The following is a 12540-nucleotide window of genomic DNA, read 5'->3' on the forward strand; positions in this document are numbered from 1 at the left end:
TCATGGCCATTTATTCGTACGTTGCATTCAATAAGAAGGGCAAAGAAGAGAAGGGCATCATAGACGCCGCTTCTCTGCAAGCCGCAAGGTCCAAGTTAAAGAATAAGGGCCTTTACGTTCGCAACATTTCCGAAGACTCCGAAAAAAAAGACAGGGAACTCTTTCCTTTCTTAGCGAAATACTTTTATAGAATTCCCCGCAAAGAAGTGGGACTTTTTTCGAGACAACTCGCGACTCTTCTCGGCGCCGGAATTCCTCTGGACAAATCCTTATCCAGCATCGTGGAACAAACGGACAACCAGAACTTTCGCAAGGTTCTTACGGGAATGCAGGCGAATATCACGGAAGGTTCTTCCCTTTCCGAATCGATGAAAAAACATCCCGACGTGTTTCCGAGCCAGTATCCTTCTCTCGTCGCGGTCGGCGAAAAAACGGGGGACTACGAAGCGACTTTGACGCGACTTGCGGAACTGGAAGAGAAATCCAGCGAACTCAAAGCGAAGGTGCAAGTCGCAATGGTATATCCTTTCATCATGGGTTCCTTGTCGATCTTCGTTACGATCTTTTTATTAACCGTCGTCATTCCTCAGATCCAAGAATTGTTTATGCAGTTCGACGCGAAACTTCCTCTCATCACTCGAATCGTGATCGGAGTTTCGGATATTCTTACGGGGTACTGGTGGCTTCTTCTTACGCTCGGCTTTGCGGGCGTCATGGGTTTTATCTATTGGAAAAACACTCCGCAAGGAAAAAAGAATTGGGATGAGTTCGTATTGAAAATTCCGATCCTGGGTTCTCTCGCACGCAAGGTTCTCGTAAGCAGTTTTGCGAGAAACATCGGAATCCTTTTGAGTAACCGAGTTCCCTTGATCACCACCCTTACGATCGTGGAAAAGATCGTGGATCATTCCATCTTCGGAGAAGAGATTAAAAACGCGGTGGAACGGATCAAAGAAGGGGAAAAACTTTCCGCCTCCTTCAGCGGATCGGTGATTCTTCCGCAAATGGTGGTCGGGATGATCGCGGCCGGAGAAGTTTCGGACCGGGTTCCCGAAATGATGAACAAACTCGCCGATATTTACGATACGGAAGTCGACACCGCGATTAAAACGATGACCCAATCCATGGAACCTCTGATGATCGTGGTAATGGGTCTTCTGATTGGAACGATCATGGCCTCGATCATGGTCCCAATGTACAACTTGACGCAGCAACTTCAGAATATATAGTTTAGAATAAGGAGAATTCAATTGAATCTGTCCAAATTAAAGAGAAAACACAGAAAGGGTCTCACACTCATAGAACTCGCTGTCGTCGTGATCATCTTAGGTGCGCTGATCGCCCTTGTTTATTCCAACTTCCGTCCCGGTGAAATCAGCGATGATACAGCCGCTCTCAAACTGAAAAAAGACGCATACGAACTTCAATCGCATTTGGAACGATACGCGCAAAGATACGGAACATATCCTTCCGACGAGCAAGGTCTTGAGGCGCTGGTGGAAAAACCGACCACTGGAGAAGTTCCCGAAGACTGGAAGCCGATCCTTACCAAAAAAGCGGCCATCAACGATCCTTGGGGAAGCGCTTATAAGTTAAAGAGGGACGCGAACGGCGACGTTCAACTCGTAACCTTAGGTAAGGATAAAAAAGAAGGCGGAGAAGGTAAGAATGCTGACTTTAACATCCTCAACGAAGACGAATATCCTTCCGACTTCCGCAGAAAATAACACTCTTTTTCCTTTCCGGTTATGAAAACACGTAATGTCCGGAAAGGATTCACCCTGATCGAGTTAATCGTAGTCATCGCGATCCTCGCGGGGTTGATTAGCATTCTTGCAAGTACGGCCGCGAACTTCATCATTCCGTCCGGAAGCGACGCGGCGCAAACCCTCAAACAAGCGGCTGAATTCTGTTATCGAAAATCCATCCTGACAAATACGACCATGGTTTTGGAATTGGACATCGACAACGACACGTATTCTGTTAAAAAACTGGTTCGGGACGAGAGCGGTTTAAAAGAGAATCTCGTATTCAAACCGAAAAAACTTCCGTATACGTCCGAGATCATAGACATCACCGACATTCGCGGTTTTCGTTATACGAAAGGAATCATCAAGGTTCCTTACACCTATTTAGGAATTTCCGCGGATTACAGCGTTCATTTAGGAAACGATCCTTCGATTTACAGAACTTTGATTCTCTATCGATACGGAGGAAAGGTTTCCATCCTGGAGGGGGAACAATTTCACACTTCCTCAAACCTCGCAACCGATAAGAACTGGAAAGAACAGGATGATAACGAACAGCAGCAACCGTAATCCGTTCTTATCCCGGATCACAAAACGCATCCGTATCGATCGATTCCTTCGGAAAGGATTCAACCTGATCGAGGTTTCGATCGCGCTTGCGTTAGCCGGCATCGCCATGACATACACGTATATGGTGATCTCGAACGGAATCAGACAACAGAGAATGGCGTCAGTCGTTTCCAACGCGGTGCATCTCGCCAAAATCAAAATGGCTCAAATCGATTCCGTCTCCGTTCTTCAATCCGACAAAACCACGGGAGAAATTCCGGGGTATCCCGGCTACAGCTTTGAAACCCAGATCGGCGAAGAGGATATGGACCTTCTCAAGCTCGCGGGAAAAGAAGGACAAAAGCCGGAAGATCTTTTGGGAGGAAGGGATTCCGAGATGAACAAATTGATCATGAGACGATCGGGTCAAGCGAACCAAGGCGCTTCGACCGCGGGGATTATCCGCGTGTTTCGAATCAAGGTGACGATCAAATATCCGACCGGAAGCGGAACGGAATCCTATACGGCCGAAACGTTCAAGTCCGCACAATATTAAGAAAATAGAATGAAAACTCGAAAGCGCACAACCGGACGAAAGGGCTTCACCCTGATCGAAATTTCGATCGTGGTGATGATCTTAGGAGTGATCTTTACGGGAATCTTTTCCACGTATTACACTTCGCTTCGGATTTCGCGGGAATCCTCTTCTCCCGGAGGGGCCGCGAAACGGGATATTCTTTTGGCGATGGAAAATATCCGAAGCACGCTCGCGATGACGTATTTTCACCAGACGCAGAGAAGACTCATCTTTATCGGCAGAAACGACGGAAGGGGACTCGACAGAAGAGACAGACTCGATTTCGCCGCCACTCATCCCAACTCCGAAGAAACCTCCATGCCCGAAGTACGGGAAGTTTCCTTTTATCTCAAACCCATGCTTGACACGCCGGATTATTACGCGCTCATTCGAAGAGAAGACGAAATGGTGGATCGTTATCCGAAATCGGGCGGAACCGAATATACGTTGTTAACCCATGTGAAAAGTTTTCAACTCAAGTATTCCAGAACCGGAGCCAAATGGGAAGACGAATGGGATTCCAAACTCACCAAGGTTCTTCCTAGATTGATTCGCGTGGAGATGATCGTAAATTCCGGTAAAAAGGAGGTCCGTTATGAAACTCTCGCGTTTCCCGGAATTCTTTTTAAATAACATGCAATTTTTGTTAACTTATTTGAAGAACCGCCTTTTCGGGTCGAAGAATTCCATCGAACGGTCTTTTGGAAAAATCATCTCCTCGCACAAAAGAAATTTTCGAAGATCAAGATCGGGATTTATGGTCGTCATTCTCGTGATGGCGATCGGAACCGCGTCTTTTTACACGGCCACCGAATTCGGCGAACGTTCCTTAGGGGAAAGAAGAATCGCGCAAGCGGACGCGGACGGTTTCCGCGCGCTCCTTCTTGCAAAGGCCGGTTTTCAAGGTGCGCTCGGAGCTTTGAAAAAGATTCCGGAAGAATATCTGTACAAAAGCGGAATCGCCTTGAATCCGCCGCCTCTGCCGATGGGCGGGGGAACGATCTACTATAAGATCAGCTCCGAAGACGGGAAGATCAATCTGAATTCTTTGCTGAATCAGGACGACAACCAGCAGAACCTTCGTTCGGTGGAAATGGTCGCGCGCCTTTTCGATAAACTCGGAATCAAACGGGAAAAAATTTTTCCGATCTTTGATTGGCTCGATACCGATCTGCAGGAAACGGGCGGGGGCGCGGAGGACTTGTATTATTCTTCCCTAAAACCTCCTCGGAAGAATAAGAATTCCTTTATGTATTCCGTTTCCGAACTCGTCTCCGTGAAAGGTTTCGACAGGGATCTCGTTTACGGTTCGTTGAAACCCGCGGATTTCGATCAAAAATATTCCAAGGCGTTTCAATCCGACGAGGAGAAGGCGTTGATCGGCGACAGCGATTTCGTCTTAGCGAACAACATCACGGCATACATCCCTTCGGGTCAAAACTCGGACGATAGAATCAACTTGAACGCCGCGCCATATTTTGTTTTGATGTCTTTATCCGATTTTATGACCAAACAGGCAGCCATGAGAATTCTCAAATTCAAATTGGAGCAGGGCGGTTTTATCAAGGAACTGAAGGACATAGAAAAATTTCAGGAATTCCAGATTCCCACCGCGGGCGGTTTGACCCTTTACAAGGAACTCGCGGGTGAAGGAACGGACGTCTCCGGCGGCAGGGTCAAGACCAAGGGAGAAATCTTTCGAATCGTTGCCGTGGGTCAGGTGGGAAAAACGATTCGAAGAATCACGGGGATCTTCGATCTGACAAACAGCCAAATGCTCTATTACATGGAAGACTAAACAACGATGTTTATTTACGATCAATTTCTCGCAATCGACTACGGAACGAGCACGATCAAAGGAGTTCTTTTTCAAAAGGTCCTCGGAAAGCTGAGCATTCTCCGTTCCGAAATCATGAGCATCTCTCATGGAGAAGAGGACGAATATAGACACAACGTTCTTCGGTTTATCAATTCCTATTTTCCCGGCGAAACGAGCATCGTTCTCAATCTTCCGCTCGATCGCTTGTTCGTGCGAGAGCTTCACATCCCGTTGACGACGGTAAAGGCGATCCGGGAAGTCATTCCTTTCGAAGTCGAAAACAGAATCCCGTTTCCGATGGAAACCGTGGAAGTCACCGGAAGCATCTGGAGAATCGATCAGGAAAAATCGGACGTCATCGCGTATTCGGCTCACCACAGCGAACTCGATTTTATCACCGCTCCGTTTCTCGGTAGCAATATCGTCTTCCGCGGTTTATTCGTGGATTCGGTGAGTTTGTCTTCGGTGATTTCGGAACACACGAACAAAGAGATCACGTATAAAAATTGCGCGCAAGCCGACATCGGCGGAAGAATCACGATCCTAAATATCCTCAGCGAAGGAAAGGTCGCACATACAAGATACATCTCCATGGGAGGAGACACTCTCACGGAGCAAATCGCGTCCGATCTCAAGATTCCGTTTGAAAAAGCGGAAGCGATCAAACTTTCTCTTCAATTCGAACCGTTTTCAGGCGAAGAAGACGGTCTCAATCTTTTCGCAAAAGAGTTCAAACTCAAAAACGCGGACATTAAAAAAGCGTTTCAAAGCGCATCGAAGTTCACGGAAAAACTTTCGTCCGAAATCCTTCGAAGTATCGTTTCGATGAACGAAACCGAAAGACCGGAAGTATTGTATCTTTCCGGCGGGGGAAGCAAGGTTCGGGGGATCGAATCCGTTTTGGGCGAGGCGCTAGGACTGATCACTCGACGTTACGATTTTCTTCCTTTAGACGGAGACACGTTCTCTACTTGTTTCGGAATGGGATATCATTTCGGTTTTGCAAAAAAGGACAAGATCGACTTCATCGATACGCCTCACGTAAAACGCATCAACAAGAACATTCTCAACTTCGATCAGTTCCGTCCTCATTTGATTTTTTCGGGAATTTCTTTGTTCATTCTCATCACCGTCTTTTTCGTGGGAATCGTAATCGACAAAAGAAAATTGAGCGCGAGCGACAAAATGCTCGCCGAAAAATTCCAGCGCGGCTTCGGCAGATCCGCTCCGGAAGACGTAGATATATTAGAATATGCAACTAAACTCAAGAACGACGAGAAAAAGAAGACCGAGATCTACAGACTTTACCTGAGTAAACCGAGCATTCTCGACATTCTTTTCGAACTTTCGATGAACTTTCCCGCATCCGATATGCAGCCGTTCCAATTGGATCAGTTCGACTACGATCAGGATCTGGTCAAAATCGGCGGAAGAGTGAACGAATTCAGCGAGATCGGGGTCGTTCAAAGATCGCTCGAAAAATCTCCCATGTTCAAGGATATTGAAGTTACGAACAAACGATTGATGCAGGGAGTGAAGGCCTATAAGGTTTCCTTTACGATTACGATGAAGGTAGTGAACAAACCGGTCTCTTCCGAGGAGTCCTTTTAAAATCGCCATGCTTGAAAAGTTAGAACCCAGAGAAAGATTGATCGTACTCGGCGGAATCGGATTGATTCTTCTGTTGATCGTATTTATGGCGATCCGTAAAGTCGTAACGCTCCGGCAAGGTTTGACGGAAAGAGTTCAGGATTCGAGAACGGCTCCCGTTAAACTCGACAAGATCATCCAGGAATTCAACGATTTCCGCTCCTTGGATTCTTCCGGCGGAGAAACCGACGTAAGCGCGATCTACGCAAAACTCGACGAGATTTTCGTTCGTTACGGATTGAAAGAAAAAATTTCCACGATGAAGGATTCGAATTCGATCGAAGATAAGAAGTACAACCGGATCACGATCGATATCAATTTCCGTTCCGTGACTTTGGACAATGTTTTCCGGTTAATCTACGATATAGAAAAGAACAAGATGATCAACGCGCGGGTGGAATATCTGAATTTTAGAAAACCGTTCCAAGGAAAAGAGGTCTACGACGTGAACCTCAAACTGTCCACCTACAGCCGCGCAACGGGGAACAAACGATGAAAAAAGAAGAAGAATTTCAGGAAGAAACGGCTCTTACTCCCGAAGAGGAAGAATTCCTGACCCTCGAACTTCAGGAAGAGGAAGAAGAGGCCGCCCCGCGTTTTACTCTCAAACAAAAACTCATCCTGATCGCGACGGGAGTTTTTTCCTTTCTCATCTTTACTCTTTGGCTTTTTCCTTTGGATGAAATCATCCGCAGTTCTTTGAATTCCTCTTCTTCCCAAACCGGAACCATCATCAATTTCCGCGATATGAGCATTTCCATTTTAGGGAACGTGACCCTCGATACCCTCGAAATCAATACGCCTTCCAACTTGAAAATCAAAACGGAAGAAACCGTTTTGAAAACCTCCTTGTTCGGTTTAATGAAACGCAAGTTCGACGGGAAATTCAAAATCGAAAGCCTGAAAATCGATACGGAAAACGGACCTTTGATGAAAGTTCCCCGCATAGAAGGCCAGGGAAAATTCGAAAACTTAAACGGCGGAATCGCAAGGGTTGTCGGGAACCTCGATCTGGAAATTCCACCGGCTCCTTCGGCGGGAATGATCTTGGGTTTACCCGAAATTCCTCTGCTTGGAGAATTGAAAAATATCACGATCAAAAAGTTTCTCACGAAGATCAATGTGCAGGGCGGGAATCTGATCTTTAACGATTTCACCTTGGATACTTCGATCGCGCGATGCGATATCACGGGGAACATTCGGTTATCCGATAACATTGCCTTTTCTCAGCTTAATCTTAGAATCTGTCTCGAACTCGATCGTAACTTCGCGTTGGAAAGACAGGACATAGAAGACATGTTGACCGTCTTAGAAAAACAAAGCGGCAGTAAATGTATTCCGGTGATGGGAACCATCAACAAACCGGAAGCCAAGATTCCCGGATTGACCGGACCACCGGGCAGCCCTTAAGATCCTTCTTCCATGAAGGATAACGAACGATCCGGTGATATGTTCAAGAACGGATTTCGAAGTATCGGATCAATCCATGTCTTTGAACTTTTAAATTTAGAAAGGTCATGAACAAACTCGTTCTTAAGAGCATTGTTTTATTTTTGCCGCTTCTCTGTTCTTTCTGCGATTTCCAGCCTCATACTCCTCCTTCTAAAGAGCAGTGGAACGAATTCAGGAACCTTCCCGAAAACCGAAAGAAAATTCTCGCCTTGGAAACGTTTCTTAAAGAACGCAAAGTTTTCAATGTGGTTCCCGTTGAACAACTTCTGAGACAAGGCACCGATTGGAGACAAATGAAAAGCCGACCTTTCGCGATTCCGCCCCAAGAGTTCTGGTCGAACATCGTACCGACTTTAAAAGTCATTCGAGATTTGATTCTTCCCCGAATCGGCCCCGTAACGGTGGTTTCCGGTTTTCGAGAAGCGGACTATAACGAAAAAGCCGGCGGTGCAAATTCCAGCCGTCATCTTCTTTTTTCCGCTGTAGATATGATCCCCGATCATGAAATCGAACGAGGCGAGTTGAAAAGACGCCTTTTGAAACTTTGGGAAAACGACGGTTTTGATCGAAAGATCGGACTCGGATTGTATTCTCGAAACCGGTTTCATATCGACACAAGCGGTTTTCGCAAGTGGGAAAAGTAAAAGCTACGTTCATTCCTCCGAAATAAAAAGGCCCTGAATGGAAACCCATCCAAGGCCGACTCGTTTTCATACTGATACCGATTCAGAAATCATCTTCATCGGTATTTATTATTTTAGAAATTCGGAATCAAGAACATCCAGTGGTAGATCCACAGGACATACATTTTAAACAAGATCCGTTTCTTACCATCTCGAAGGAACCGCACTCGGAGCAAGAATCACCGGTGTAACCTTTGATCTTAGCGAGTTTCACTTCTTCCAGAAGAGCGATTCCGGTAGGAGCCGCAGTTCTTTCCTTGGAAATCATCTGAGAATAAGAAATCGTTTCCACTTCCTTTTTAGGAGCAACGTCCGCTACCGCAGTCGGCGCGGAACTTAACGGTTCACGATGATTGGATTCCGCCGTCGCACGTTTGGAACCGATCTCGTCTCCTCTCAAATCTTCCGGAGCCACTTGACCGAGGTCGTATCTTCCGAGGTAGGTGATCGCCAATTCTCTGAAGATATAATCGATTACGGAAGTGCTCATCTTGATGTGCTTGTTTCCCGAAACGATTCCGTTCGGCTCGAACTTGAAGAACGTAAACGCATCCACGTATTCTTCCAAAGGAACGCCGTGTTGTAAACCGAGAGAAACGGAAATCGCGAACGCGTTCATCAAACTTCTAAACGCCGCTCCTTCCTTGTGCATATCGATGAAGATCTCTCCGATCTGGCCGTCTTCGTATTCGCCGGTTCTTAAATAAACCTTGTGACCGCCAACGATCGCTTTCTGAGTATATCCAGCTCTTCTGCTCGGAAGTTTTCTTCTGTGAGAGATGTATTTCGTGATGACCTTTTCCGCGATCTGAACCGGATCTTTGGAGATCATCGCTTCTCTGACTTCGTCGTGCTCGTCCAATTCGATTCCATTCAAAAGTTCTAATACGGAATTGAGAGGTTGAGAAAGTTTGGATCCGTCTCTGTAAAGCGCGTTCGCTTTGATCATCATCTTCCAAGAGAGGAAGTAGGCGTTTTTGATGTCTTCCACGACCGCGTCTTCGGGGAGGTTGATCGTTTTGGAAATCGCGCCGCTGATAAAAGGCTGAGCCGCCGCCATCGTACGGATATGGGATTCGTAGGAAAGGAAACGTTTTCCGTATTTACCGCATTTGTTCGCGCAATCGAACACCGGATAGTCCTTCTCTTTCAAGAAAGGGGCGTTTTCGATCGTCATCGTTCCGCAAACATAGTCGTTCGCCTTATTGATTTCTTCTTTGGTGAATCCTAAGTATTCGAGAAGAGAGAACCCCGGAACGTCGAAAACTTCTTTTGCGATTCCTAAGTTTCTAGTTAGGAAGTCTTCGCCTAAGTTGAATTTGTTGAACGCGAAGTTGATATCGAACGCGAGAGGAAGAGAAGCTTCCACTTTTTCGAGAATCTCGTTCGTGAATCCTTTTTCTTTCAGAGCTTGCGTATTGACCACAGGAGCCCCGTTCAAAGTCGCGTGACCTTTGCAATAGTTCACGATCGCTTCGATTTCGGACGGAGAATAACCGAGTTTTTTCAGACCGTACGGAACGGATTGATTGATGATTTTGAAATAACCGCCGCCAGCGAGTTTCTTGAACTTCACGAGTGCGAAGTCGGGCTCGATTCCGGTCGTATCACAATCCATCACGAGACCGATCGTTCCGGTAGGAGCGATCACGGTTACTTGCGCGTTTCTGTACCCGTATTTTTCACCGAGTTCCAACGCTAAGTCCGCGTCTTCTTGCGCCGCTTTGAGCATATAAGAAGGGCAGAACGCAGGATTGATTCCCACAGGAGTGATCGTCAAACCTTCATAATCGCCGGAAGGAGCGTTATAAGCGGCTCTTCTGTGGTTGCGGATCACACGAAGCATGTGTTTTTTATTCTTCGCGTATCCTGCAAACGGACCTTGTTCTTTCGCCATTTCCGCGGAAGTAGCGTAAGCGGTCATGTGCATGATGGAAGAAATCGCTCCGGTGATCGCCATAGCCTCTTGAGAATCGTAAGGGATTCCAAGAATCATCAGAATCGAACCGAGGTTCGCGTAACCCAATCCTAAAGTACGGAACTTATACGAAAGTTCGGCGATTTCCTTGGAAGGGAACTGAGCCATAGTCACGGAGATTTCGAGAATGATAGTCCAAAGTCTGCAAAGATATCGGAATCCTTCCACGTCGAAATTCAAGGTTTCGAGGTTTACGAATTTTTGTAGGTTCGCGGACGCAAGGTTACAAGCAGTGTTATCCAGGAACATATATTCGGAGCAGGGGTTCGACGCATTGATCGAACCGTCTTCCGGACACGTATGCCATTCGTTGATGGTCGTGTGATATTGCGTTCCAGGATCCGCGCTGGCCCAAGCCGCGTAGGAAATTTTTTCCCAGAGTTCACGGGCTCTCAAAGTTTGAGAAGGTTTCGCTTTGCGTCCTTCCGCCTTTGCTTTTTCCTTTTCGGTTCTGAAATACAGATTCCAAGGTTGATCTTGTTCCACCGCGGTCATGAACTCATTTGTTAAGCGAACTGAGTTGTTGCTGTTCTGACCGGATACGGTGTTGTATGCGTCAGACTGCCAATCGGTGGTCAATTCTTCAAAAAGAATTTCCTTGTATCCTTGTTTTGCAAGGTCGATCACGCGTTTGATGTAGTTGTCCGGAATGAGAACCTTCTTCGCTTCGAGAATGGTTTTCTTTAACGCGGAATTCTTTTTAGGATCGAAACGTTCTTCGGTTTCCATCTCGTAACACGCGGACATGATCGCGTTGAGATGTCTGTTGTTCAGCATGGAACCGGTCACGAGAGAAGCGACTTTCTTTTCTTCCGTCACTTTCCAATCGATAAAACTTTCGATATCGGGATGGTCTACGTCGAGACAAACCATCTTCGCGGCGCGGCGAGTGGTTCCTCCGGACTTGATCGCACCTGCGGCGCGGTCACCGATTTTTAAGAAACTCATCAGACCGGAACTTTTTCCTCCGCCGGAAAGAGGTTCGTTTTCTCCTCTTAAATTGGAGAAGTTAGTTCCCGTTCCGGAACCGTATTTAAAAAGACGAGCTTCGCGGACCCAAAGATCCATGATACCGCCGTCGTTGACGAGATCATCGTCCACGCTTTGGATAAAACACGCGTGCGGTTGCGGATGTTCGTAAGCGGAAGCGGATTTTACGAGCTTACCGGTCGCAGGATCGACGTAGTAGTGGCCTTGGGATTTACCGTCGATTCCATAAGCCCAATTCAAACCGGTATTGAACCACTGAGGAGAATTCGGAGCCGCCATCTGAGTCGCGAGCATATAAACGATTTCATCATAGAAAACTTTGGCGCTTTCCTCATCGGAGAAATATTTGTATTTGTATCCCCAATACGTCCAACAACCCGCAAGTCTATGAAAGACTTCGAGTGCGCTGGTCTCACCGCCGAAACGATCTTCCGGTTTTAAGGATTCGAGCTTTTCCGTATCGGGAACGGATTTTTGAAGCCATTCCGGAATTCCTTCCTCTTGTACCTTTTTGAGATACTTAGGGATTCCTTTTCTGCGAAAGTATTTCTGCGCAAGGATGTCCACCGCAACCTGGGACCATCCTTCGGGCACGAGGATGTTGTTTGCCTCGAATACCTTGGATCCATCCGGATTTGTAATCCGGGAATTACGCTTCGCCCATTGAATAGAGGACGGTTCACCATTGGAAGGAACGGTAAAATGACGATTCAGCTTCATAATTTGCTCTCAGACTCCGTAACACTGTAGTAAGAAGGGATTATGTCACTCTAAGAAAGAGGAAAAATGATCCAAAGCATTTTTCGCTCCTTTCTCTTTCGACAATTCGAAATTTTTCTTCTAAAAAGTTGTAAAAACACACGCTAATGCGACAAATTAAGGTTGCGCTCTTACCCCTTTTTGAAAATATAGGCCTGACTACCGAGGATACTCCCCTTTAGCTCAGTCGGTAGAGCAAGTGACTGTTAATCACTGGGTCGCTGGTTCGAGCCCAGCAGGGGGAGCCAACTCTCTATCTCTTCAGCCTAAACTTCGTTTTTCCTCCCTTTCGGTTCTTGTTAGACATTCTCTTACAAGAAAGTTCAGAAAAAAAC

The 12540-nt window shown here is 46.5% G+C and carries 11 protein-coding genes and 1 tRNA gene; 11 read left to right on the plus strand and 1 reads right to left on the minus strand.

The window, feature by feature from the left end:
* Positions 1-2: 2 nt before the first annotated feature.
* From DLM76_RS16150 to DLM76_RS16195, 10 genes are all read left to right on the plus strand, one after another.
* Positions 3-1229, plus strand: coding sequence for a type II secretion system F family protein (locus DLM76_RS16150; protein ID WP_118956535.1), 1227 nt, complete (start codon positions 3-5; stop codon positions 1227-1229).
* A gap of 21 nt (positions 1230-1250) precedes the next feature.
* A complete protein-coding gene (gene gspG / locus DLM76_RS16155) occupies positions 1251-1727 on the plus strand; it encodes a type II secretion system major pseudopilin GspG (RefSeq protein WP_118956534.1) in 477 nt (158 codons plus the stop codon).
* A gap of 21 nt (positions 1728-1748) precedes the next feature.
* The gene (locus DLM76_RS16160) at positions 1749-2318 is read left to right on the plus strand and encodes a pilus assembly FimT family protein (RefSeq protein ID WP_118956533.1); all 570 of its coding nucleotides are present in this window, start codon (positions 1749-1751) and stop codon (positions 2316-2318) included.
* Entirely contained in the window at positions 2293-2853 is a 561-nt protein-coding gene (locus DLM76_RS16165; RefSeq protein WP_118965820.1) for a type II secretion system protein, read from the plus strand. The genes DLM76_RS16160 and DLM76_RS16165 overlap by 26 nt, the downstream gene beginning before the upstream one ends.
* Positions 2854-2919: 66 nt before the next feature.
* Positions 2920-3507 (plus strand): type II secretion system protein GspJ, encoded by a 588-nt coding sequence (locus tag DLM76_RS16170; protein WP_404820656.1) that lies wholly within the window; start codon positions 2920-2922, stop codon positions 3505-3507.
* A complete protein-coding gene (locus tag DLM76_RS16175; RefSeq protein WP_118965822.1) occupies positions 3470-4672 on the plus strand; it encodes a type II secretion system minor pseudopilin in 1203 nt (400 codons plus the stop codon). Before DLM76_RS16170 ends, DLM76_RS16175 begins: the two co-directional genes overlap by 38 nt.
* A gap of 6 nt (positions 4673-4678) precedes the next feature.
* Positions 4679-6304, plus strand: a complete 1626-nt coding sequence (gene pilM, locus DLM76_RS16180) for a pilus assembly protein PilM (RefSeq protein WP_118965823.1) — start codon at positions 4679-4681, stop codon at positions 6302-6304.
* A 7-nt stretch (positions 6305-6311) separates the two neighbouring features.
* Positions 6312-6839, plus strand: a complete 528-nt coding sequence (locus DLM76_RS16185) for a hypothetical protein (protein WP_118956528.1) — start codon at positions 6312-6314, stop codon at positions 6837-6839.
* On the plus strand, positions 6836-7753 hold the full coding sequence (gspN, locus tag DLM76_RS16190; protein ID WP_118965824.1) for a type II secretion system protein GspN: 918 nt from the start codon (positions 6836-6838) through the stop codon (positions 7751-7753). The genes DLM76_RS16185 and gspN overlap by 4 nt, the downstream gene beginning before the upstream one ends.
* Positions 7754-7860: 107 nt before the next feature.
* On the plus strand, positions 7861-8439 hold the full coding sequence (locus tag DLM76_RS16195; RefSeq protein WP_118965825.1) for a D-Ala-D-Ala carboxypeptidase family metallohydrolase: 579 nt from the start codon (positions 7861-7863) through the stop codon (positions 8437-8439).
* 127 nt (positions 8440-8566) lie between these two features.
* On the opposite strand, the gene DLM76_RS16200 is transcribed toward DLM76_RS16195, so the two are convergent.
* On the minus strand, positions 8567-12166 hold the full coding sequence (locus DLM76_RS16200) for a vitamin B12-dependent ribonucleotide reductase (protein ID WP_118965826.1): 3600 nt from the start codon (positions 12164-12166) through the stop codon (positions 8567-8569).
* A 211-nt stretch (positions 12167-12377) separates the two neighbouring features.
* Between DLM76_RS16200 and DLM76_RS16205 the strand changes: the two genes are divergently transcribed.
* A tRNA-Asn gene (locus tag DLM76_RS16205) sits at positions 12378-12453 on the plus strand.
* Positions 12454-12540: the final 87 nt, after the last annotated feature.

Origin of the sequence: Leptospira yasudae (assembly GCF_003545925.1) — a bacterium.
Lineage (GTDB): Bacteria > Spirochaetota > Leptospiria > Leptospirales > Leptospiraceae > Leptospira > Leptospira yasudae.